Consider the following 22134-nt stretch of genomic DNA (forward strand, 5'->3'; position numbering starts at 1 on the left):
CCGATGGACTTCCGGCCAGACTTGTGAGCTATGGGAAGCTTGCCCGTTCTGAGGCCGTTTGACAGGAAGAGTCAGAAGCAAGCCTACGAATCTGCCAATGAGTTCGGGAGATTTATTCAGTTTGGAAGGCTGACGGATGGCCTGGGCTTCATTACACTCGACTTAGTCGCGCGATGCAGCGTGCCCCGGCCCTGCCGGAGGCCTGCCCCGCGCCGGCGCCCGCCGGCCTTCCCCCGGCTGGGACTCCCATGGCAAGAGGGACGTGTTTAGCCGTGAAGGTCGGCATCCCCCGCGAGGTCAAGAACCACGAGTACCGCGTGGCCATCACGCCTGCCGGCGTGCATGAGCTGGTCCGCAACGGACACGAGGTCTTCATCGAGGAGAACGCCGGCATCGGCTCCTCGATCCCGAACGAGGAGTACGTGGCCGCCGGTGCCACCATCCTCCCCACCGCCGACGAGGTGTGGGCCACCGCTGACCTGCTGCTGAAGGTCAAGGAGCCGATCGCGGAGGAGTACCACCGACTCCGCAAGGGCCAGACGCTCTTCACCTACCTCCACCTGGCGGCCTCCCGCGAGTGCACCGACGCGCTGCTCGCCTCCGGCACCACCGCGATCGCGTACGAGACCGTGCAGCTCGCCAACAACGCGCTCCCGCTGCTCGCCCCGATGTCCGAGGTGGCCGGCCGGCTCGCCCCGCAGGTCGGCTCGTACCACCTGATGCGCCCGACCGGCGGCCGTGGTGTGCTGCCCGGCGGTGTCCCCGGCACCCACCCGGCCAAGTGCGTGGTCATCGGCGGCGGCGTCTCCGGCTGGCACGCGGCCACCATCGCCATCGGCATGGGCTACGAGGTCACCCTGCTCGACCGCGACATCAACAAGCTGCGCGAGGCCGACCGGATCTTCGGCACGAAGATCAAGGCCATCGCCTCCAACTCGCTGGAGCTGGAGAAGGCCGTGCTGGAGGCCGACCTGGTGATCGGCGCGGTGCTGATCCCGGGCGCCAAGGCCCCCAAGCTGGTCACCAACGAGCTGGTCTCCCGGATGAAGGCGGGCTCGGTGCTCGTCGACATCGCGATCGACCAGGGCGGCTGCTTCGAGGACTCGCGTCCCACCACGCACGCCGAGCCGACCTTCCAGGTCCACGACTCGGTCTTCTACTGCGTGGCCAACATGCCGGGTGCGGTGCCGAACACCTCCACCTACGCGCTGACCAACGCCACCCTGCCGTACATCCTGGAGCTGGCCAACCGCGGGTGGAAGGAGGCGCTGAAGCGCGACGCCGCGCTCGCCAAGGGCCTGAACACCCACGAGGGTCAGATCACCTACGGCCCGGTCGCCGAGGCGCACGGCCTGCCCGCGATCTCCCTGGAGAGCGTGCTCGCCTGACGTTCCGCCAGTCCACCGAAGGCCCCTGGCCGGCATCTGCCGGTCGGGGGCTTCGGTATGCCCGTCAATGCCCGGGTGACGGGATCACCCAACGCGCCGGCGTGTCCCGCCCGAGGGGCGTCGGGGGGCGGGTGACCTGCCAGGTGACCGCTGGCATCGCAACCCCGACCAACCCTTGACAGCGCTGGGCCGCTCCCTCGACACATCGGGCCCACTACCGTGGATTGTGTTGCTGCGAACGCCCGAAACGGCCTAGAGTCGCAAACCGTCGGCATGGTGTCAGGCTGACGAATCGACATAATGCCCTGGATGCCCAAGGAGGTAAGACGACTTGTGAATGAGTCGACATTTGCTCCCGGGGGTGGTCAGCCAGGACTGGCGGAGCGCGCCACCGGACAGCCGACCCACGACACCGGGGCCGTACTCACCACGGTGGGCGCGAGCGAGATCGGAACGGTCGCCGTGCGCACGTTCGAGGCACGGCAGGCCGTGGCCACCGCTTCCGTCTACGACGCCGACCTCTCCGGCCACGGGGACTTCGCGTACGGTTCCTACGACGACCCCGACGCCGAGTACGAGCCCGACCCGGAGTACGCCGCGACCCTCGCCCCGGACGCCGCCCGCCAGCGCCGCGAGCGCGTCGGCCCCACCGGCCGCCCGCTGCCCTACTTCCCGATCCCCGCGCCGCCGTCCGAGCACGGCCCGGCGCAGATCATCGCGATGTGCAACCAGAAGGGCGGGGTCGGCAAGACCACGTCCACCATCAACCTGGGCGCCGCGCTCGCCGAGTACGGCCGCCGGGTGCTGCTGGTGGACTTCGACCCGCAGGGCGCGCTCTCGGTCGGCCTCGGGGTCAACCCGATGGAGCTCGACGTCACGGTCTACAACCTGCTGATGGAGCGCGGGCTGACGGCCGACGAGGTGCTGCTCAAGACCGCGGTGCCGGGAATGGACCTGCTGCCGTCCAACATCGACCTGTCGGCCGCCGAGGTGCAGCTGGTCAGCGAGGTGGCCCGGGAGTCCGCGCTGGCGCGCGCGTTGAAGCCGCTGCTGCCGGACTACGACTACGTCATCATCGACTGCCAGCCCTCGCTGGGTCTGCTGACGGTCAACGCACTGACCGCCGCGCACAGCGTCATCGTGCCGCTGGAGTGCGAGTTCTTCGCGCTGCGCGGGGTCGCGCTGTTGACCGAGACGATCGAGAAGGTCTGCGAGCGGCTCAACCCCGAGCTGCGCCTGGACGGCATCCTGGCCACCATGTACGACTCCCGCACGGTGCACAGCCGCGAGGTGCTGGCCCGGGTGGTGGAGGCCTTCGGCGACCACGTCTTCCACACCGTCATCGGGCGGACCGTCAGGTTCCCGGAGACCACGGTGGCCGGCGAGCCGATCACGACGTACGCGACCAACTCGGTGGGCGCCGCCGCCTACCGCCAGCTCGCCAGGGAGGTGCTCGACCGGTGCCGCCCCGTCGAGTGAGTCTCCCGGGGGCCGACGAGCTGTTCCGCAGTACCGGGGGCATGGCGCTCTCGCCCTCGCTCGCCCGCTCGACGGCGGCGGCGGAGGCGGCGGACGGTGCGAAGGCGAAGCGGCCCGGGCCGGGTGACGCCTCCCCGGCCGAGCCGGCCCAGGCGGCCGGTGACGGGCCGTCGACGGGCCGGGTGCCGGCCGGGCGGACGCCGTCCGGAGCGGCGGGCCCGGTGGCCGGGAACGGTGAGCCGGCGCCTCGTCAGGCGAACGGCGCGGAGGCGGCGGCCCACGGGCGGGCCGGACAGGGCGCGCGGACGGTCGCGGTGGCCGCCCAGGTCCCGGCGCCGGGCGCACCGGCGGCCGAGGAGCAGACCGGTGACGGCGCGGCGCGGCGGCGACCGCGCGGACGCGCCCCGCGGCGCCCCAGCGGGCGCGAGCGGCACGACGAGAAGATCACCGTGTACGTCTCCGCCGAGGAGCTGATGGACCTCGAACACGCGCGCCTGGTGCTGCGCGGGGAGCACGGGCTCGCGGTGGACCGCGGGCGGGTGGTCCGGGAGGCCATCGCGGTGGTGCTGGCCGACCTGGAGCAGCGCGGCGAGGCCAGCATCCTGGTCCGACGGCTGCGCGGCCGCTGATCCCGCGGGGCCGCTGACCCGCGTGTCGGTCGACCCCGTGCGTGACCGGCCCGGCCGGCGCGCCAGTATGGACCCCGATGTCCGCTTCGCCCGCCCCGCGCCCCGACGAACCCTCCGCCGGCCCAGCCGCCGAGGCGAGCGCCGCCGCCCCCGAGGGCGTTCCGCAGGGGGGCTTCCGGGTCCGGCTGGCCAACTTCGAGGGCCCGTTCGACCTGCTGCTCGGCCTGATCGCCAAGCACAAGCTGGACGTCACCGAGGTCGCGCTGGCCCAGGTCACCGACGAGTTCATGGCGCACATCCGGGCGATGGGCCCGGACTGGGACCTGGACGCGGCCACCGAGTTCCTGGTGGTCGCGGCGACCCTGCTGGACCTCAAGGCAGCCCGGCTGCTGCCGGCGGCCGAGGTCGAGGACGAGGCGGACCTGGCCCTTCTGGAGGCCCGCGACCTGCTCTTCGCCCGGCTGCTGCAGTACCGGGCGTACAAGCGGGTGGCCGCGGTGTTCGAGCAGCGCTGGGCGGACGAGCAGCGCTCGCGGCCCCGGTCGGTGGGGCTGGAGGAGCGGCACGCCGAGCTGCTGCCGGAGGTGGTGATCCACCTCGGGCCGGAGGGCTTCGCCCGGCTCGCGGCGCGGGCCATGACGCCGCGGCCGAAGCCGGCGGTCTACCTGGACCACGTGCACACCCCGCCGGTGAGCGTCCGGGAGCAGGCGGCGCTGGTCGTCGAGCGGCTCAGCGGGCTGGGAGAGGCGTCGTTCGCGGCACTGGTGGCGGACGCCGGGGACACCCTCACCGTGGTCGCGCGGTTCCTGGCGCTGCTCGAGCTGTACCGGGAGCGGGTGCTGGCGTTCGAGCAGCCCGAGGCGCTGGGCGAGCTGCTGGTGCGCTGGGTGGCCGAGGCGGACCGGGCGGTGGTCGAGGTGACGGACGAGTTCGACCGCCCAGCGGGTGAGCGGGACGGCGAGCGGGACGGCGAGCGGGACGGCGAGCGGGACGGCGAGCGGGACGGAGTGGCCGATGAGCGCTGACGAGGTCGAGCAGCAGGTCGCGGAGGGCGCGGGTGCCGTGCTGCGGGCGCCGCGCCGGGCGCTCGGGGTGCCGGGGGCGGCCCGGCCGGCGGAGTGGCTGGAGCCGGCGTACCCGGTCGCGGAGCCGGGGTCGGGAGAGCCGCCGGCCGTCCCGGCCAGCCGGGGCGCCGAGCCGGCCGAGGAGGTCGCCGCGGAGCCCGGGGAGTTCGGGGAGCCCCGGGAGCTCGGGGAGGAGGTGCCGCTCACCGCCGGGCTGGAGGCGGTGCTGATGGTGGCCGACGAGCCGGTTCCGGAGGCCCGGTTGGCCGCCGTGCTGGAGCGCCCGCGGGCCGAGGTGGCCGCCGCGCTGCGCGCGCTGGCCGCGGAGTACAGCGCCCAGGGCCGCGGCTTCGACCTGCGGCTGGTGGCCGGCGGCTGGCGGTTCTACAGCCGGGCGACCTGCGCGCCGGTGGTCGACCGGTTCGTGCTGGACGGTCAACAGGCCCGGCTGACCCAGGCCGCGCTGGAGACCCTGGCGGTGGTCGCCTACCGGCAGCCGGTGTCCAGATCACGGGTCTCCGCGGTCCGCGGTGTGAACTGTGACGGCGTGATGCGTACCCTGGTACAGCGAGGTCTGGTGGAGGAGACCGGATCCGAGCCCGAAACAGGTGCGATCCTGTATCGGACGACGAACTACTTCCTGGAACGGATGGGGCTGCGCGGCTTGGACGAGCTGCCGGAGCTCGCGCCCTTCCTGCCCGAGGTCGACGACGTGGAAGCGGAGTCCCTCGAAGGAACGGTGATCGCTGACGCGGTGGCCGTCGCGAGCACACGGGAGCAGTGAGGTCGGCCGGCACGACTTGCGCCCGCCTTGCCCGCCGTCGGGCAGGTGGGGCCCATCCCCGACGGAAACGACGTACGGACATTTTTGATGCGTAGCAGTGGTAGCGGTAACGGCAGGAACAGCGGCGGCAACCGGGGCGGGCAGCGCGGCGGCTCGTCCGGCGGCAGCGGCGGGGGTTCGTACGGCGGCGGTCGCGGGAGCGGCTCCGGGCGCTCGTACCAGGGCGGCGGCCGCGGTGGCAGCGGCGGCGGCTCCGATCGCGGGCGCGGCAGCGGTGGCGGCTCGTACCAGGGCGGCGGCTCGTACCAGGGCGGTGGTCGGGACGACCGGCGCGACGACCGGCGCTACCCCGACCGTCCGCTGCGCCCCGAGGAGCGCAAGTACGACCGTCCGGAGTACGGCGGCGGTCCGAACGCCACCCCGAGCCGCGGCGGCTACGCGTCCCGCCGGCCCGGTCCGGCCCCCCGGCCGCGCCGCGAGGGCCAGGGCGCGCCGGGCGACCCGCGCCGCCAGCCGCAGCGCTCCCGCGAGCTCCAGGCCAAGATCGAGGACGCCGTGCTGGCCCGCCACGACAAGCCGGCCGTGAAGCTCCCGAAGACCTTCGGCGAGCCGGCCGGCGAGCGGCTGCAGAAGGTGCTGGCCCGGGCCGGCATGGGCAGCCGACGCGCCTGCGAGGAGCTGATCGAGCAGGGTCGGGTCGAGGTCAACGGCGTCCTGGTCACCGAGCAGGGCAAGCGGGTCGACCCCGAGAGCGACGAGATCAAGGTGGACGGGCTGACCGTCGCCACCCAGTCGTACCTCTTCTTCGCGCTCAACAAGCCGGCCGGCGTGGTCTCCACCATGGAGGACCCGGACGGCCGACAGTGCCTCGGCGACTACGTGACGAACCGTGAGACCCGGCTCTTCCACGTCGGCCGCCTGGACACCGAGACCGAGGGCATCATCCTGCTCACCAACCACGGTGAGCTGGCCCACCGCCTCACCCACCCGCGCTACGGCGTGACCAAGACCTACCTGGCCGCGATCCAGGGCCCGATCCCGCGCGACCTGGGCAAGCAGCTGGCCCAGGGCATCGAGCTGGAGGACGGCTTCGCCCGGGCCGACAGCTTCAAGGTGGTCTCCAACGTCGGCAAGAACTACCTGGTCGAGGTCACCCTGCACGAGGGGCGCAAGCACATCGTGCGCCGGATGCTGGCCGAGGCGGGCTTCCCGGTGGAGAAGCTGGTCCGCACCCACTTCGGTCCGATCGCGCTCGGTGACCAGAAGTCGGGCTGGCTGCGCCGGCTGACCAACCCCGAGGTCGGCCAGCTGATGCGCGAGGTGGGGCTCTAGCAGCCGCGGCCGGTCGGGGGCCGGCCGGATCGTTCCCGAAGGGTCGTGCAGCCAGGCGGCGTACGGCCCTTTCGGCTACCCGGGGTGGAGATCGACCCCCGCCGAAGGACAGGCTTGTCACCGGGATCATCTGTGGCAGAAAATGGCCACGCAACCATCGCCCGTCATCTGGCGGGAAATCGCCACCCCGGGGAGGGGGCGTCATGCTTGACGCTTTCAGCGCGCTCGGTCTCTCCGAGTCCGACGGCCAGATCTACGCCGCCCTGGTGGCTGCCCCGCAGTCCACCGCGGCGGAACTCGCCGAGCGCTGCGGCCTGACCCTCCAACAGAGCGGCAAGTCGCTGAACCGGCTGGCCCAGCAGGGCATGGCCACCCGCGCCCCGGTGGACCGCGAGCGCTACCTCCCGGTCGCGCCGGACGTCGCGATCGGCACGCTGATCGGCCACCGCGAGGCCGAGCTGCGCAGCGCCCGCGCCGAGATGCACCGGCTGATGGACACCTTCCGGGAGGCCTCCCGGTTCACCGATCCGGCCCACTCCGTCGAGGTGCTGACCGGCGGCGAGGCGATCGCCCAGCGGATCGCGCACCTGCAGGACACCACGCAGCAGCAGGTGCGCGGCTTCGACTGCCCGCCGTACGTCCAGGACCCGGCCAGCAACCTGAGCCGGCAGCGCCGGCGGCTCAAGGAGGGCGTCCGCTACCGGACCGTCTACGACAAGGAGGCGGTCGCCTGGCCGGGGCGGCTGGAGGAGGAGATCCTGGTCGGTGCCGAGGACGGCGAGGAGGCCCGGGTCCGGACCAGCCTCCCGATGAAGCTGATCCTCTCCGACGACCGGATGGCGATCATCCCGATCAGCGTCGGCGACAGCGTGCTGGACGCGGCCTATGTGATCCACCCGTCGGCCTTGCTGCAGGCACTGGACGGGCTGTTCGAGGCCGAGTGGGAGCGGGCCGTCCCGCTGAAGGCCGCGATCGGCGACGAGCCGGGCCTGCTGGAGCCGGACGCCGACCACCGCAAGCTGCTCGGCCTGCTGGCGGCCGGGCTGACCGACGAGTCGATCGCCCGCTCGCTGGGCTGGAGCGCCCGGACCACCCAGCGCCGGCTGCAGGCGCTGATGCGCGAGCTCGGCGCCACCACCCGGTTCCAGGCCGGCATGGCGGCCCGCGAGCGCGGCTGGCTCTGAGCCGCGCTCCCGGCGGTGCTCAGCTCCAGGGCTGGAAACCGGCCCAACGGCCGTCCGGGCCGCGCTCCAGCTTGAGCAGACCGACCACCGCACTGCGGTTGAGCCGGCCGTAGACGTGCGGGAAGAGCACGTCGGGCGTGGCGCCGGGAGGTGGCCCGCCGGTGGCCGGCTCCCAGCGGACCATCGGCTCGACCAGCTCCTCCTCGATCAGCAGGGCCATCAGCGGATCCGGCGCGTTGGCGAAGAAGTGGTTGGCCACCGCCAAGGCCGTCGGCTCGTCCGGCGAGCAGTGCAGGAAACCGTCCGTCAGCAGCGAGGTGGCGCTGTACGGGCGGCCCGGGTCACGGAGCCAGTCGTCCAGGGGAGCGAGGTGCAGGATCATGTGTCTGTTGTACCCGACCGCGCTCTCAGAGCCCGGTGACCTTCGCCGAGGCGGTGACCTCGTACACCAGGGTGACGGTCCGGCGGCCGCTCGGCGGCAGGGCCAGCTCCCAGCGGACCACGCCGTCCGCGTCCGGTCCGGCCGGGGCCGGCACGCACTCCTCCCGGCGCAGCCGCACCTCGACCGCCGACACCTCCGAGACCGGGATCCGCTCCCGCACGGTCACCGTGCGCTCCCCACCCGGGGAGAGCCGTGAGACGTGCACCCGCACCGTGCGGGTGAGCACGCTGCGCCGGCCCGGTCCGGGCAGGCCGCCGGTGCCGCGGACCTCCTCGGTCTCGCGGTGCACCCGGTAGTCGTCGGAGCCACCGAAGGCCAGCTCGGCCGGGGCACCCGCGGCGGTGAACCGCAGCTCGCCGCGCCCGGTGTAGCCGCTGCCGCGGACCAGCTCGACCGGGCCGGCCAGCAGCGGGCGGTCGGCCGGGGCGGTGAACCGGACCAGCTCGGTCACCAGCGGGGAGAACTCCGGGACGGCGGCCAGTTCGGCCGTGGCGGGGACGGTGACGGTGCCCAGCGGCACCCGGTGCGCGCGCCCGTCACCGGGCACGGAGACCCGCCGCGGCGCGTCGAACACCCGGACCTCGCCGCCGTCGTCCACCCCGGGCAGCTCGGTGGCGGGGGCCGCCGCTTCCGGGCCCAGGGTGGCGATCTCCTCCTCGCGCAGCTCGACGTCGACCGTGCGGCGCTCCTCGGCGCTCAGCTCGCGCAGGGTCAGCACGTCCTCGCGCAGCGCCGGCGGTTCGGCGGCCAGCGCCGAGCGGGCGGTGGAGAGGGTGAGCCGGGCGTCCGTCCAGTCCTCGCCGGTGCGCTGCCAGACCACCGCGTCCGACTCCAGGCACAGCGCGCCGTCGGCGAAGCGGGCCCGGTAGGCGGGGCGCCAGAGCGCGCAGGGGGTCAGGTGGACGACGGTGAGGGTGGCCGGGCCGGGCGCGGCGGACCGGACGGTCAGCTCCAGGACGGCGGTCAGCTCCGGCGGCTCGGCCTCGGCCTCCGCCAGCGCCGCCGAGCCGGCCGCGTGCTCCTCGGCCAGCTCGGCGAGGTCGGCGCCCAACGCGTGCAGCCGCTCGGCGTGGGCGTCCTGTTCGGCCTCGGCCCGGTCCAGCTCGCGGGACCAGCGGGCCGGTTCGGCCTCGCCGTGGCCGGTGCCCTCGGCGATCTCGCGCAGCAGGTCGGCGGTGAGCCGGTCGAGCAGGTCCAGCCGGGTGGTGAGCCGGTCGCGCCGCTGCTCGCCGGCGCGCAGGCGCTGCTCCAGCTCGTGCAGGCGGTGGCGCAGCGCGGAGTCCTCGGCGCTGGGCGGGCCGGGGGTGCGCGGGGTCCAGCTGCGGGTGATCCGGGCGGCCAGCACCGCGGCGCCGGTCGGGCCGGTGAACCGGGCGCGCAGCGAGGTGTCCACGGCGAGCGCGCTGATCGGGCCGAGCCGCAGCCGCTGCGGGCCGCCGGTGAGCCGGACGGTGGTGGTGCGTTCGACCTGTGCCCGGTCCTCCTGGCAGACCACGGCGGTCACCGGGAGCGGGGCGTCGATGCGGGAGTCGGTGCTGGTCATCGCTCAGTTCCTCCGGTTGCCGCCGGTCAGGGCCCGGCCGGCCGGGATCCGGATCTCGTGGCCGCCGTCCAGCGTGGCCCGGCCGCCCGCGGGCAGCTCGACCCGCCAGAGCCGGGTGCCGGCGGGGAGGCCCTCCGCCGCCCGGGTCGCCTCGTCCGGTGTCGTCCAGGCGGGCGAGCCGGGGAGCTCCTCGATCCGGATCTCCTTGTCGGCGGCCAGCGGCACCCGCTCCCGGACCTCCACCGTGACGGGGTGGCCGAGCCGGTTGGCCAGCTCGACGTGCACGTGCTGCTCCAGCACGGTGGTGCTGCCGCGCAGCCCGGCGGTGGACTCCCGGGTCCCGGTGCGGCGGGTCGCCCGGACGCTCTCGGCGACCCCCAGGCCGACCCGGCGGGTGGCCCCCGGGGCGAGCGTGGGCAGCGCGGTGCCCAGCAGCGGGACGCCGTCCTCGGTCACCTCCAACGGCCCGGCCAGCAGGGCCAGTTCGGATTCGTTGGTGAGCCGGAGGGTGGCGAAGACCGCCGGGTCGACGGAGGGCGCGCAGACGTACTCGGTGCGGTGCGAGACCGGCAGTTCGCCGACCGGGACGGTGTGCCACTGACCGTCGGAGGGCAGGTCGACCCGGTCCGCGGTGTCGTGGCGCTGGTCGAAGGAGCCCGCGGAGTGGCGCGGGCGGACCGCGTGGGCGGGCAGCGGCAGGCGGTCGGGCAGCTGCCCGGCCTGACGGGTGGTGGCGGTGTCGTCGGCCGGGAGGGCACCGGCGGGGTGCAGCCGGCCGCGGCGGGCGGGCGGCTCGGCGGGGCCGGCCAGCGTCAGGGCCGCGTAGTCGAGCAGGTCGGCAGCGGGCTCGGGCGGTTCGGGCGGCGTGGACGGTCCGGTGGGTGCGGGTGGCGGGCCGCTCGGGGCGTTGGCGGCCATCGCGCGCATGACGTGCGGGGTCCGGCCGCCGGGGGCGGGCGGCGCCGCCGCCACGCCGTACGCCACCGGCTGGGCCGGCCCGGGGGCGGTACGGCGCCTGGGGGTCGGCGTCGCCGGCCCGGCGGCCACCGGAAGTGCCGCCGAGACCGGCGCCGTGGGCCGGCCCGCGGCGTCGTAGCCCGCGAACAGCCCGTCGAGCCCGGCGGGTGGTTCGCGCCAGCCGGACGGCGGCGGGGCGCTCTGCCGGCGGCCGATCCGGATCGAGCGCAGCTTCGGCGGTTCGGTCGGGCGGTGCAGGTCGGCGGTGGAGAGGCTGAGCCGGACGCCGGTCCAGTCCTCGCCGGTGCGCTGGGCCACCGCGGCGCGCAGCAGCAGGGTCGAACCGGCCTCGCCCGGCCGGTGGTCCAGCTGGTAGCCGGGAACCCAGAGCGCGCCGGGGACCCGGTACTCCAGCTCCAGCAGCACCGGGGCGTCGGTGCCGGTGTCGGCGCCGGCCAGGGTGACCAGGGCGACCGCCGAGGTCTCCACGGGCGTGGCGGGGGCGGCGTCGGATCCGCGGGCCAGCCGGTCGGCGAGCAGCTCGCGCTCGTGGGTGGCCGCCGCCAGCCGCTCGTCCAGCTCGGCGGCCCGGGTGTGCAGGGCGGTCAGCCGGTCGTCCAGGAAGCCGGCCAGGGCGAGCCAGGCGTCGGCCGGGGTGCGGCGGTGCGGCTCGGCGCGGTGCCGGGGCGGGGCGACCGGACGCAGCCCGGCGGTCTCGGTGATCCGGCCGGCCAGCCGCTCCCGGCTCAGCCGCAGGGCGGCCTCGTGGCGCTCGGCGGCGGCGAGCAGGCGGCGCAGTTCGGGCAGCTCGGGCCGGGGCCGCAGTCGGGCCTCGGCGGCCCGTCGGACCTCGGCGACCCGCAGCCCGGGCGGGCCCTCCAGCACGGTCGCGCGCAGCGAGTCGCCGTCCAGCGTGCGGGGCAGGCCGGTGAGCCGGACCGCCGACCCGCCGGCGGGGGGCAGCGTGCCGCGGGCCAGCCGGCGGCAGACCGCGCCGGCGGCGTGCACCACCACCGCGTCGAGCCTGGAGGGCCAGTCCGGGGGCGTCCCGGTCGCTGTCATGTGATCAGTCCTTCCGGCCGGCCGGATGCACCGCTGTTCGAAGGCCAGTCTGCCGGGTGGCCCGGGCGCTGTCCGCTGATTTCGGCGGCGATCCGGGAAGTCGGAGGGCGGGGAAGCAGCGGACCCGGCGGTGCGGGAGGATGGGTGCCCAGCAGCACCGCCCGCCCCAGGACCGCAGGAGAGCACCCCCGCCATGCGCACTGTCGCCGTCGTCGGCACCGGACTGATCGGCACCTCCGCCGCCCTCGCGCTGACCGGTCGCGGGCTGACCGTCCATCTGGAGGACGCCGACCCGGACGCCGCCCGCACCGCGGCCTCGCTCGGCGCCGGCACCACCGAGCCGCCGGTCGAACCGGTCGACCTGGCGATCGTCGCGGTCCCGCCGGCCCTGGTCGGCAAGGTGCTCGCGGACTGCCAGCGGCGCGGCCTGGCCCGCCACTACACCGACGTGGCCAGCGTGAAGGCCGGCCCGCGCGGCGAGGTGACCGGGCTCGGCTGCGACACCGTGCACTACATCGGCGGCCACCCGATGGCCGGCCGCGAGCAGTCCGGTCCGTTGGCGGCCCGGGCCGACCTCTTCGAGGGCCGCCCCTGGGTGCTCACCCCGACCCCCGACACCGACACCGAGACGCTGAACGCCGCGCTCGAACTGGTCGCGCTCTGCGGCGCGATGCCGGTGGTGATGGACGCCGCGGCGCACGACCGTGCGGTGGCCCTGGTCTCGCACGCCCCGCAACTGCTCTCCTCGCTGGTCGCCGCCCGGCTGGAGCACGCCGACGAGACCGCGGTGCGGCTCTCCGGCCAGGGCGTGCGCGACGTGACCCGGATCGCCGCCTCCGACCCGCGGATGTGGCTGGACATCCTCTCCGCCAACGCGGCCGTGGTCGCCGACGTGCTGGACGAGGTCGCCACCGACCTCGGCGCCGCGGTCAGCGCGCTGCGCTCGCTGGCGGCCGGCGACGAGGCCGGGCGGCAGGCGGGCGTGGCCGGCATCGAGGCCGTGATGCGGCGCGGCAACCAGGGCCAGGCCCGGATCCCCGGCAAGCACGGTGCCCCGCCGACCCGCTACGAGACGGTCACCGTGGCGATCGGCGACCAGCCGGGCGAGCTGGGCCGGCTCTTCGGCGAGGTCGCCCGGGCCGGGGTGAACATCGAGGACGTCGCGATCGACCACGCGGCTGGTCAGCGGGTCGGCCTGGTGCAGCTCTCGGTCGCGCCGGCGGCCGCCCGGCAGCTGGAGGCGACCCTGCGCGCCCACGGCTGGGACGTCCGCGACTGAGCCCGGCCGCCGAGCGCGAGGAGGGGGTCCGCCGGTCGTCTAACCTTGAGGTGACTCCCGGTGTCGAGAAGAGAGGTTCCACCGTGGACACTGCCGACCGAGCGCACGCCCCGGTCGTCGTCGCCATCGACGGACCCTCCGGCTCCGGCAAGTCGACCGTCTCCCGTGCGGTGGCCGCCCGGCTGGGCCTGAGCTTCCTGGACACCGGCGCCATGTACCGGGCGATGACCTGGTGGATGCTGGCCAACGAGGTGGACGTGGACGACCCCGACGCGGTCGCCATCGCCTGCGGCAAGCCGGTGATCCTCTCCGGCACGGACGCCGACGGTCCGACCATCACGGTGGACGGCCAGGACGTCTCCGGCCCGATCCGCGGCCCCGAGGTGACCGCCAAGGTGAGCGCGGTCTCCGCGGTGCCGCAGGTCCGCGCCCGGCTGGTCGAGCTGCAGCGCGGCTGCGCCGAGGTGGCGCGGCGCGGGATCGTGGCCGAGGGCCGGGACATGGGCACCGTGGTCTTCCCGGAGGCCACCGCGAAGATCTTCCTCACCGCCTCGGAGCAGGCCCGGGCCGACCGGCGGGCGGCCGAGCTGCGCGGCAAGGGCGTGGACGAGGCCACCATCGCGGCCATGGCGGCCGACCTGGTCCGCCGGGACGCCGCCGACTCCTCCCGGGCCACCGCGCCGCTGGTCCAGGCCGCCGACGCGGTCCGGGTGGACACCAGCGACCTGACGCTCCCGCAGGTGATCGACACCATCGTGGAGTTGGTGGCACAGCGGACCGGCCGGGACGCGGCCGCCGCCTAGGTTTTCTTTTTTCGCGCTGCCCCGACCACGGTCCGGGCAGGTACGCACGGCGCGCGCGTTCGCGGGCGCCGGGAAATGGGACAGACGAAGATGAGCAACGAGCACGCCCAGCACGGCGAGCTGGACGACGCCGAGTACGCGGAGTTCATGGCGCTGGCCGCCGAGGAGGGCTTCGACCCCGAGGACGTGGACGGTGAGCTGGCCGGCGGCGGGCACGTCCCGCTGCCGGTGCTGGCCGTGGTCGGCCGGCCGAACGTCGGCAAGTCGACCCTGGTCAACCGGATCATCGGCCGCCGCGAGGCGGTCGTCGAGGACAAGCCCGGTGTCACCCGCGACCGGGTGACCTACGAGGCCACCTGGAACGGCCGTCGCTTCAAGGTGGTCGACACCGGCGGTTGGGAGGTCGACGTCCTCGGCATCGACGCGATGGTCGCCGCGCAGGCCGAGCTCGGCATCGAGACCGCCGACGCGGTGCTCTTCGTGGTCGACGCCAAGGTCGGCGCCACCGACACCGACGAGGCACTGATCAAGGTGATCCGCCGGGCCGGCAAGCCGACCGTGCTCTGCGCCAACAAGGTGGACGGCCCGTCCACCGAGGCGGAGGCCGCCTACCTGTGGTCGCTCGGCCTCGGCGAGCCGTACCCCGTCTCCGCGCTGCACGGCCGCGGCTCCGGCGACCTGCTGGACGCCGTGATGGCCGCGCTGCCCGAGGCACCGCCGCAGACCTTCGGCACCGCGCTCGGCGGCCCGCGCCGGGTCGCGCTGATCGGCCGTCCGAACGTCGGCAAGTCCAGCCTGCTCAACCAGGTGGCCGGCGAGGAGCGGGTGGTCGTCAACGAGCTGGCCGGGACCACCCGTGACCCGGTCGACGAGCTGATCGAACTCGGCGGCAAGACCTGGAAGTTCGTCGACACCGCCGGCATCCGTCGGCGGGTCCACCTGACCGCCGGCGCCGACTTCTACGCCTCGCTGCGCACCTCCTCCGCGCTGGAGAAGGCCGAGGTCGCGGTGGTCCTGATCGACGCCAGCGAGACGCTGGCCGAGCAGGACACCCGGATCATCTCGATGGCCGTCGAGGCCGGGCGCGCCGTCGTCATCGCCTACAACAAGTGGGACCAGATGGACGAGGAGCGCCGCTACTACCTGGAGCGCGAGATCGAGCAGGATCTCGTCCAGGTGCGCTGGGCGCCGCGGGTCAACGTCTCCGCGCTGACCGGTCGGCACATGGAGAAGCTGGTGCCGGCCATCGAGGCGGCGCTGGCGGGCTGGGAGACCCGGATCCCGACCGCCAAGCTGAACGCCTTCCTCGGCGAGCTGGTGGCCGCCCACCCGCACCCGATCCGGGGCGGCAAGCAGCCGCGGATCCTGTTCGGGACCCAGGCCGGGACCCGGCCGCCGCGGTTCGTGCTGTTCGCCTCGGGCTTCCTGGAGGCGGGGTACCGGCGGTTCGTCGAGCGCCGGCTGCGCGAGGAGTTCGGCTTCGTGGGGACGCCGATCTCGATCTCGGTGCGGGTGCGCGAGAAGCGCCGCAAGAAGTAGTCCCCCGGCGGGACGGGACGGCCCGGTGTGCGACGTGATCGTCGGACGCCGGGCCGTCGCCCTTTCCCCGCTCGGTCGCTCCTTCCGGCTCAACCGAGGCCGGCGCCGCGGCCCGGGGGGAGCGAGAGCATCATCGCGTTGCGGTGCCGGCCGGCCGCGGGACCGGCCGGGGCGGGCACGGTGACCGGCTGCGGCACGGCGGGGGCCGGCACGGTGGCCGGTGCCAGGTAGCCGGTGGCCACCCAGCCCTGGCCGCCGACGGCGCCCTGGGGATAGCCCTGCTGCGGGTGGCCCTGCTGGGGCCGGGAGTAGCCGGGCGCCGGCCGGCCGGCGCCGGCGGCGTACGGACCGGGCGGGTAGGCCGCCGGCTGCTGGAACGCCCCGCCGGGCTGCTGGCCGGCGGGCTGGTCGGTCGGGTGGACCGCCTGGGGGTGCGGCTGCGGGGCCGCCTGCTGCTGGCTCTGGTGCTGGGCGACCTGTTGCTGGGCCGGGACGAACTGGGTCTGACCGGCCGGCAGGCCCGGGTAGCCGGGGAACGGCTGGTGCCGGCCGAACGAGCTGAGCTGCTCGTGGCTGTAGGGCACCCGGGTGGCGTACGGGTCGCGGTAGTCGTCGCCGTAGCGGCGCTCGCGGACGGCGAAGCCGGTGAAGCGCAGGTCCTCCTCGCCGGCCCGGTCGCCGGGCAGGGCGCGGAACAGGCGGCGGTACTCGGAGTAGAGCTCGTCGTAGATGGGGGTGGGCGTCGGGGCGACGGGATGCTCTCCGTCGTACGACGGCCTCATCGCCGGGATCCCTCGGGCGGCGGTGGTGTGGCGGAGGGCTGAGGTCACGTCGTAGCTGTACACACAAGGGCCAACGAGCGAGACCGGTCGGGGATGCGGGTGTCGGCGGGGCGGACGGGAGCGCGGGCCGGGCCGCACGCCGCCGCCCGCGTCCCACCCCGACAGGTGGGACGCGGGCGGCGGCGTGCTCGGGTGGCGTGCCGTCAGGTTCCCGCCAGCGGCAGCGTGGCCGCGACCAGCAGGCCACGGGCCGCGGCCCGGTCCAGCGCGCTGCGCAGCAGGTCCTCCCGCGGCTGGCGGCCGATCGCCCCGGCGGGCGCCGCGTACATGATCACCTCGTGCTGCTGCTGCACGGCCAGTCGCCAGGCCTCGGTGACCTGAAGCGGCTGGTGGGCCTGCCACCACGCGGTGCTGCCGCCGCTCGCGGACGGTTGCAGCACGGCGTGCAGCTGACCCATCACCATCAGCACCGACCAGCCCGGCAGCGCGCCGGCCGGCGGCTTGTCCACGTCGTGCACGTCGCTGAAGTTGTGCTCACGCAGCAGGTCCAGGAACTCGTCCTCGCCGGTGTTCCGGCCCGGCCGGCCGACCGGCCCGGTGGGCTCGACGACCAGGGCGGCGCGCCCGGCGCCCTCGCACAGCACCAGGCCGCAGGTGATCCCGAGCACCGCGGGCTCGCCCGCGGTGCTCCGCGCGGGCTCGGCCGGCGCGGCGGGCTGGACGGGCGAGTGCGGGTAGGCCTGCGCCGGGCCGCCGGCGTTCTGCTGGGCGGGGAAGCCGTTGCCCTGGGTCTGGCTGATGCTGGCGACCGCGCCGAGCAGCTGCTCCTCCGACACCTGGACCACCTGTGAGGGAATGCACCGGGCGTGCGCGAAGGCGAGTACCGCGGTCTCCTCGCCGACGAAGAGCACGGTGCTGGTCGGCTCCTGCTGGGAGTCCCCCGGTGTGCGACATGACGTGCAGTCATAGGTATCGGGGGCATGGGCTCCGCCGAGTAGGCGGTCGGCCTCGTCGTCGCCGATCTCGGCTCGGACCTCGTCGCTGACATCGAGCATGCGCGGCACGAAGACTCCTCGGGTTGTTACGGGGTGACGGGGCGCTACCCGGCCGCCATTACCAACGGGCCGTTGTGGCTGGGGTCACGGGCAGGTGCGGAGGGTGACGTGATTTGCCGGGGATTGGGCAGCGCAGAGTGAGGATCTGATCACAGTTTGTCGATACTGTGCGAAGGGTCACAGGGGTGAACATGTGGTCGAGGTCACGCAAAGTGAAGGTTTAGGGTTGGTAAATCCTCACAAAACGGACAATCGGCCGCCGTTCAGCCCCTTGTTACCGCAGGTAACCCCTGGCTGACCTGGGCTGACCGAGATTCGGTTGATTCCGCGGTCGACCGCGTCCTAGCTTCTTCCCCGGTGCAACGAGCACCACCCGGGTTCACCCGCCGAAGCACGGCAGTGCCCATCGCCGACGAACGATCAGAGTCGGTGGTGCGTGGCGGAGTGGCCGGGGCGGCACGGTACGTCGGACACGTACGAGGCCGCCCGCAGGACGAGGCGAGCGAAGCATGGGGCCCTTCCCGGCTCTGGTTCCGCATGCCCGCCCGGGGTTGTCGAGAGGGAACTCATGACTTTCCGTAACGAGACCACCGCTGCCACCACCGCCTCCGCCAAGCGCAACCGCGTGCGGATGGCCGTGCTGGGCGGCGCCGTCGCCGTCCTTCCGGTGGCGGGCCTCGTCGCGGCCACTTCGGCCTCCGCCGCTTCGGTCTCCACCTGGGACAAGGTCGCCCAGTGCGAGAGCGGTGGCAACTGGAGCATCAACACCGGCAACGGGTTCTACGGGGGCCTGCAGTTCACCTCCTCCACCTGGGCCGCGTACGGCGGCACCCAGTACGCCCCGCAGGCCAACCAGGCCAGCGAGGCGCAGCAGATCGCCGTTGCCGAGAAGGTCCTGGCCTCGCAGGGCCCGGGCGCCTGGCCGGTCTGCTCGGTCAAGGCCGGCCTGACCGCCGGTGGCGCCGCCGCCGCGGTCGACACCTCGTCGTCGTCCTCGTCCTCGGTCCCGGCGCCGGCCGCTCCGAAGCCGAAGCCGGCCCAGCCGAAGGCCGCTCAGCCGAGCGCCCCGAAGGCCAAGCCGAGCACCGCTCCGGTCGCCCCGAAGCCGAGCGGCAAGAGCACCCAGGGCGCCAAGTCCGCCACCACCGGCGGCAACTACACCGTGCGGAGCGGCGACACCCTGAGCGCGATCGCCGCCGCGCACGGCACCGACTGGCAGACCCTCTACCAGAACAACGCCAAGGTCATCGGCGGCGACGCCAACCTGATCCTGCCCGGCCAGGTGCTGTCGGTCTGACGTTCCGACGCCTCGGGGGTGGCCGGCCGCCGCCAGCACACCGCGCACGACCGTCGTCCCGTCCGGGGCGGCGGTCGTCCGGGTGTCGGGCGGGTTTGACGGCGAGTCGGGTTGACGGCCGGGCCGGCCCACCCGGACGGCGCAGCGACCGGCCGACCCGGGTCGCGGGCCGGCGAGTGTGCTGGTCAGAGTCGGATCGTGCTGAGCCATCGTGTGATCGGGGCGCGAGCCGCCCTGTTGACGTGCGGCGTGATGATCGTCACAGCGGCCGTACCGGCGCCGGCCCGGGCCGGGACGGCCGCGCGGCGGGTCCCCGACGCCGTCTGGGACCAGGTCGCCGACTGCGAGAGCGACGGCGACTGGGCCGCCGACACCGGCAACGGCTTCTACGGCGGACTGCAGATCGGGCCGTCCACCTGGGCGTCGGCGGGTGGCCTGCGCTACGCCAGGCGGCCCGACCGGGCGAGCCGCCGTCAGCAGATCGACGTCGCGCAGGAGATCCTGCGCCGTCAGGGCTGGCGGGCCTGGCCGGGCTGCGCCCGCGCCCTGGGCCTGCTCTCCTGACCCGCCCGCTCTCCCCGACCCGCCTGCCGCCCACGCACCCCTCCCGCCCACGCACCCCTCCCGCCCCGTGCCGCCACCTCGCCGTCCCGGCCCCCAGCCGGGCACCTCCACCCGGCGCCGGGCGAGAATGAGGGCATGCCGGAGACCGTGGACATCGTGGTGGTGGGCAGCGTCAACCTCGACCAGGTGATCGAGGTGCCGGCCCTGCCAGCCCCCGGTGAAACGGTGCTGGGCGGCCCGGTCACCCGCCTCGGCGGCGGCAAGGGCGCCAACCAGGCCGTCGCCGCCGCCCGCCTCGGCGCCGGGGTCGCGCTGGTCGGGGCCGTCGGCAGGGACCCCGACAGCGACTGGCTGCGCACCGAGCTGGCCGCCGAGGGCGTGGACGTCTCGCGGCTCGCCGCGCTCGACGGCCCGCCCGGCCACGCCGTCGTCCTGGTCGACCGCCGGGCCGAGAACAGCATCGTCGTCTCACCCGGCGCCAACGCGCAGCTGACCCCGGCCGCGGTGGCCGCCGCCGGTCCGTTGCTCGGCGCCGCCACCGTCGTGCTGGCCCAGCTGGAGATCCCGCCGGCCGCCGTGCTGGAGGCGGCCCGCCACGCGCGCGGGACCTTCGTCCTCAACCCCGCCCCGGCGCCCGCCCCGGCCTCCGGGCTGCCGCCCGAGCTCTGGCCCCTGGTGGACGTCCTGGTCCCGAACCGCAGTGAACTGGCCCGGCTCCGCGGCGTGCCGGACGCCGCGGTCGCCGACCCCGCCGCGGTCGCCCGGCTGACCGCCGGCCTGCCCTGCGCCCGGGTGGTGGTCACCCTGGGCGGGGACGGCGTGCTGGTGCGGGAGGAGGGGGCGGTCACCGTGCTGCCCGCCCCCGTGGTGCGCGCGGTGGACACCACCGGCGCGGGTGACACCTTCTGCGGCGCGTTGGCGGTGGCGCTGGCCGAGCGGCGGACGCTGACCGAGGCCGCCCGGTTCGCGGTCCGGGCCGCGGCGCTGAGCGTCGGGCACACCGGCGCCCGGACCGGCATGCCGACCCGGGCCGCCCTGGACCGCGCCACCGCGCCGGACCACGCCTGCGAAGGAGCCGACGCCGGTGCCCCGTGAGCCCCTCGGCACGCCCGTCCCCGAGCTCTTCCCCCGAGAGCGGGCCGAGCCGTTGCCCGGTGTGGTCCACCTGCCGGACTGGTTGACCCCGGGGGAGCAGCGCCGGCTGGTCGCCACCTGCCGGGAGTGGGCCCGCCCGCCGGCCGGCCTGCGTACGGTCCGGTTGCCCGGCGGCGCGCGGATGTCGGTGCGGCAGGTCTGCCTGGGGCTGCACTGGGGTGTGGTGGCCCGCTGCCCGACCTGCGGCGTCGCGCGCAAGGCGGCGGCCGGCTGCCCCGACCACTGGTTCCCGTACGCCTACACCCGCACCGCGCTGGACGGCGACGGCGCGCCGGTGAAGCCGTTCCCCGCGGAGCTCGGCGCCCTGGCGCGGCGGGCGGTCGCGGAGGCGTACCCGGTGGCCCGGGGGAGGATCGCCGGCGCGGTCGACTACGCCCCGGACGTCGCACTGGTCAACCACTACCCGCACGGCTCGCACATGGGCCTGCACCAGGACCGCGAGGAGCGCGTCGACGCGCCCGTGGTCTCGCTCTCGCTCGGCGACAGCTGCCTCTTCCGGCTCGCCGGCACCGAGAGCCGGAACCGGCCCTGGACCGACCTGGAGCTGCGCGGCGGCGACCTGCTGGTCTTCGGCGGCCCGGCGCGCCACGCCTACCACGGGGTGGTCCGCACCCTGGCGGGCAGCGGTGATCCGGCCCTCGGGCTGACCGGCCGGCTGAACGTCACGGTCCGCCAGTCCGGGCTCACCTGACCCCCCACCTCGGCCCGCTCCGCCCGGGCTCCCGCTCCCTCCTCCCGACCGTCGCCGCGCGCCCCCTTCCGTCACTCCGAGCGAGCATCGTTCACCCGTTCGTGCGGCTCTTGGACCAGCGGGAATTCCCCGGTCGCCGGCGGACTTCTGGCTAGACGAAGCGGTAGGCCGCCCGGGGGTCCGGGGTGCCCGCTCGGAGAGGACGAACACACCATGGGAACACCCGTCGACCACCTGGTCGAGCTGCTGGATCTGGAGCAGATCGAGCTCAACATCTTCCGGGGCCGCAGCCCGGAGGAGTCCCTGCAGCGCACCTTCGGTGGTCAGGTCGCCGGTCAGGCGCTGGTCGCGGCGGGGCGCACGGTCGAGGACGGCCGGCCGGTGCACTCGCTGCACGCGTACTTCCTGCGCCCGGGCGTCCCCGGCGTCCCGATCGTCTACCAGGTGGACCGGATCCGTGACGGCCGCTCCTTCACCACCCGCCGGGTGCTCGGCATCCAGCAGGGCCGCAGCATCTTCGCCCTCACCGCCGACTTCCACGTCCCCGAACCCGGCGGCATCGAGCACCAGGTGTCGATGCCGCCCGTCCCGAAACCGGAGGAGCTGCCCAGCGCGCTGGACGAGGTGGGCAGCCGGCTCGGCGAGCTGCCGCCGTTCATCAGCCGCCGCCAGCCGTTCGACATCCGGTACGTCGAGCGGCTGCGCTGGAGCCAGGAGGAGCTGGCCGGCGTCGAGGCGCGCAGCGGCGTCTGGCTGCGCACCAACGGCGCACTGCCGGACGACCCGCTGATCCACGTGTGCGCGCTCACCTACGCCAGCGACATGACCCTGCTGGACTCCGTCCGGGCCCCGGTCGAGCCGCTCTGGGGCCAGCGCAACTTCGACATGGCCTCGCTGGACCACGCGATGTGGTTCCACCGCCCGTTCCGGGCCGACGACTGGATGCTCTACCAGCAGGAGGCGCCGATCGCGCACGCCGCCCGCGGCCTGGCCCGCGGTCAGATATTCGACCGAGCCGGGCAGCTGCTGGTCTCGGTGGTCCAGGAGGGGTTGTTCCGGCCGTTGCGCGAGCAGTGACGGCCACCGGCCGCCGGCGCGCCGCGCG

The 22134-nt window shown here is 74.8% G+C and carries 20 protein-coding genes; 15 read left to right on the top strand and 5 right to left on the bottom strand.

What is annotated here, in order from left to right; translation table 11 throughout:
- The first annotated feature begins 272 nt into the window (after window positions 1-272).
- The 7 genes from ald (at window position 273) to ACIGXM_RS24780 (ending at window position 7860) form a co-directional block, all read left to right on the top strand.
- Window positions 273-1388 carry an alanine dehydrogenase gene (ald, locus tag ACIGXM_RS24750; protein WP_396564365.1) on the top strand — a complete coding sequence of 372 codons (1116 nt, stop codon included), beginning with the start codon at window positions 273-275 and terminating at the stop codon, window positions 1386-1388.
- Window positions 1389-1835: 447 nt separating this feature from the next.
- A complete protein-coding gene (locus tag ACIGXM_RS24755; RefSeq protein WP_396564647.1) occupies window positions 1836-2867 on the top strand; it encodes a ParA family protein in 1032 nt (343 codons plus the stop codon).
- A 41-nt stretch (window positions 2868-2908) separates the two neighbouring features.
- Window positions 2909-3496: a hypothetical protein gene (locus tag ACIGXM_RS24760; RefSeq protein WP_396564367.1), complete on the top strand. Its 588-nt coding sequence runs from the start codon at window positions 2909-2911 to the stop codon at window positions 3494-3496.
- Between the two features lie 77 nt (window positions 3497-3573).
- Window positions 3574-4521 (top strand): segregation and condensation protein A, encoded by a 948-nt coding sequence (locus ACIGXM_RS24765; protein ID WP_396564369.1) that lies wholly within the window; start codon window positions 3574-3576, stop codon window positions 4519-4521.
- On the top strand, window positions 4511-5344 hold the full coding sequence (gene scpB, locus ACIGXM_RS24770) for an SMC-Scp complex subunit ScpB (RefSeq protein ID WP_396564371.1): 834 nt from the start codon (window positions 4511-4513) through the stop codon (window positions 5342-5344). The genes ACIGXM_RS24765 and scpB overlap by 11 nt, the downstream gene beginning before the upstream one ends.
- Before the next feature lie 87 nt (window positions 5345-5431).
- Entirely contained in the window at window positions 5432-6676 is a 1245-nt protein-coding gene (locus ACIGXM_RS24775) for a pseudouridine synthase (RefSeq protein WP_396564373.1), read from the top strand.
- Window positions 6677-6879: 203 nt separating this feature from the next.
- Entirely contained in the window at window positions 6880-7860 is a 981-nt protein-coding gene (locus tag ACIGXM_RS24780; RefSeq protein ID WP_396564375.1) for a helix-turn-helix domain-containing protein, read from the top strand.
- A gap of 19 nt (window positions 7861-7879) precedes the next feature.
- On the opposite strand, the gene ACIGXM_RS24785 is transcribed toward ACIGXM_RS24780, so the two are convergent.
- Genes ACIGXM_RS24785 through ACIGXM_RS24795 form a run of 3 tightly spaced genes read right to left on the bottom strand, consistent with a single transcriptional unit; the run spans window position 7880 to window position 11864 of the window.
- Window positions 7880-8242 (bottom strand): DUF952 domain-containing protein, encoded by a 363-nt coding sequence (locus ACIGXM_RS24785; RefSeq protein ID WP_396564377.1) that lies wholly within the window; start codon window positions 8240-8242, stop codon window positions 7880-7882.
- Window positions 8243-8267: 25 nt separating this feature from the next.
- Window positions 8268-9845, bottom strand: coding sequence for a mucoidy inhibitor MuiA family protein (locus tag ACIGXM_RS24790; RefSeq protein ID WP_396564379.1), 1578 nt, complete (start codon window positions 9843-9845; stop codon window positions 8268-8270).
- A gap of 3 nt (window positions 9846-9848) precedes the next feature.
- Window positions 9849-11864 carry a DUF4139 domain-containing protein gene (locus ACIGXM_RS24795; protein ID WP_396564381.1) on the bottom strand — a complete coding sequence of 672 codons (2016 nt, stop codon included), beginning with the start codon at window positions 11862-11864 and terminating at the stop codon, window positions 9849-9851.
- A 193-nt stretch (window positions 11865-12057) separates the two neighbouring features.
- Here ACIGXM_RS24795 and ACIGXM_RS24800 point away from each other — a divergent pair, with 193 nt between their 5' ends.
- The 3 genes from ACIGXM_RS24800 to der all read left to right on the top strand — a co-directional run bounded on the left by ACIGXM_RS24800 (window position 12058) and on the right by der (window position 15485).
- Window positions 12058-13143, top strand: a complete 1086-nt coding sequence (locus ACIGXM_RS24800; protein WP_396564383.1) for a prephenate dehydrogenase — start codon at window positions 12058-12060, stop codon at window positions 13141-13143.
- A gap of 83 nt (window positions 13144-13226) precedes the next feature.
- Window positions 13227-13946, top strand: a complete 720-nt coding sequence (cmk, locus tag ACIGXM_RS24805) for a (d)CMP kinase (RefSeq protein ID WP_396564385.1) — start codon at window positions 13227-13229, stop codon at window positions 13944-13946.
- Window positions 13947-14036: 90 nt separating this feature from the next.
- Window positions 14037-15485, top strand: a complete 1449-nt coding sequence (gene der / locus ACIGXM_RS24810) for a ribosome biogenesis GTPase Der (protein ID WP_396564387.1) — start codon at window positions 14037-14039, stop codon at window positions 15483-15485.
- 89 nt (window positions 15486-15574) lie between these two features.
- Here the strand turns inward: der and ACIGXM_RS24815 are convergent, their stop codons facing one another.
- Both ACIGXM_RS24815 and ACIGXM_RS24820 read right to left on the bottom strand, forming a co-directional pair.
- Window positions 15575-16315: a hypothetical protein gene (locus ACIGXM_RS24815; protein ID WP_396564389.1), complete on the bottom strand. Its 741-nt coding sequence runs from the start codon at window positions 16313-16315 to the stop codon at window positions 15575-15577.
- Between the two features lie 155 nt (window positions 16316-16470).
- A complete protein-coding gene (locus ACIGXM_RS24820) occupies window positions 16471-17331 on the bottom strand; it encodes a hypothetical protein (RefSeq protein ID WP_396564391.1) in 861 nt (286 codons plus the stop codon).
- 559 nt (window positions 17332-17890) lie between these two features.
- Here ACIGXM_RS24820 and ACIGXM_RS24825 point away from each other — a divergent pair.
- The 5 genes from ACIGXM_RS24825 (at window position 17891) to ACIGXM_RS24845 (ending at window position 22106) form a co-directional block, all read left to right on the top strand.
- Entirely contained in the window at window positions 17891-18619 is a 729-nt protein-coding gene (locus ACIGXM_RS24825; RefSeq protein WP_396564393.1) for a transglycosylase family protein, read from the top strand.
- A gap of 198 nt (window positions 18620-18817) precedes the next feature.
- On the top strand, window positions 18818-19183 hold the full coding sequence (locus ACIGXM_RS24830) for a transglycosylase family protein (protein ID WP_396564395.1): 366 nt from the start codon (window positions 18818-18820) through the stop codon (window positions 19181-19183).
- A gap of 135 nt (window positions 19184-19318) precedes the next feature.
- Window positions 19319-20278, top strand: coding sequence for a ribokinase (locus ACIGXM_RS24835; protein WP_396564397.1), 960 nt, complete (start codon window positions 19319-19321; stop codon window positions 20276-20278).
- Entirely contained in the window at window positions 20268-21029 is a 762-nt protein-coding gene (locus ACIGXM_RS24840) for an alpha-ketoglutarate-dependent dioxygenase AlkB family protein (protein ID WP_396564399.1), read from the top strand. Before ACIGXM_RS24835 ends, ACIGXM_RS24840 begins: the two co-directional genes overlap by 11 nt.
- A gap of 213 nt (window positions 21030-21242) precedes the next feature.
- A complete protein-coding gene (locus ACIGXM_RS24845; RefSeq protein WP_396564401.1) occupies window positions 21243-22106 on the top strand; it encodes an acyl-CoA thioesterase in 864 nt (287 codons plus the stop codon).
- The last annotated feature ends 28 nt before the right edge of the window (window positions 22107-22134 follow it).

Source organism: Kitasatospora sp. NPDC052896 (genome assembly GCF_044547075.1).
Lineage (GTDB): Bacteria > Actinomycetota > Actinomycetes > Streptomycetales > Streptomycetaceae > Kitasatospora.

Excerpts from the sequence above, each read along its gene's own strand:
- ACIGXM_RS24760 (WP_396564367.1), top strand. The coding sequence starts at position 2,909 with ATGGCGCTCTCGCCCTCGCTCGCCCGCTCGACGGCGGCGGCGGAGGCG.
- ACIGXM_RS24765 (WP_396564369.1), top strand. The coding sequence starts at position 3,574 with ATGTCCGCTTCGCCCGCCCCGCGCCCCGACGAACCCTCCGCCGGCCCA.
- scpB (WP_396564371.1), top strand. The coding sequence starts at position 4,511 with ATGAGCGCTGACGAGGTCGAGCAGCAGGTCGCGGAGGGCGCGGGTGCC.
- ACIGXM_RS24775 (WP_396564373.1), top strand. The coding sequence starts at position 5,432 with ATGCGTAGCAGTGGTAGCGGTAACGGCAGGAACAGCGGCGGCAACCGG.
- ACIGXM_RS24780 (WP_396564375.1), top strand. The coding sequence starts at position 6,880 with ATGCTTGACGCTTTCAGCGCGCTCGGTCTCTCCGAGTCCGACGGCCAG.
- ACIGXM_RS24785 (WP_396564377.1), bottom strand. The coding sequence starts at position 8,242 with ATGATCCTGCACCTCGCTCCCCTGGACGACTGGCTCCGTGACCCGGGC.
- ACIGXM_RS24790 (WP_396564379.1), bottom strand. The coding sequence starts at position 9,845 with ATGACCAGCACCGACTCCCGCATCGACGCCCCGCTCCCGGTGACCGCC.
- ACIGXM_RS24795 (WP_396564381.1), bottom strand. The coding sequence starts at position 11,864 with ATGACAGCGACCGGGACGCCCCCGGACTGGCCCTCCAGGCTCGACGCG.
- ACIGXM_RS24800 (WP_396564383.1), top strand. The coding sequence starts at position 12,058 with ATGCGCACTGTCGCCGTCGTCGGCACCGGACTGATCGGCACCTCCGCC.
- der (WP_396564387.1), top strand. The coding sequence starts at position 14,037 with ATGAGCAACGAGCACGCCCAGCACGGCGAGCTGGACGACGCCGAGTAC.
- ACIGXM_RS24825 (WP_396564393.1), top strand. The coding sequence starts at position 17,891 with ATGACTTTCCGTAACGAGACCACCGCTGCCACCACCGCCTCCGCCAAG.
- ACIGXM_RS24835 (WP_396564397.1), top strand. The coding sequence starts at position 19,319 with ATGCCGGAGACCGTGGACATCGTGGTGGTGGGCAGCGTCAACCTCGAC.
- ACIGXM_RS24845 (WP_396564401.1), top strand. The coding sequence starts at position 21,243 with ATGGGAACACCCGTCGACCACCTGGTCGAGCTGCTGGATCTGGAGCAG.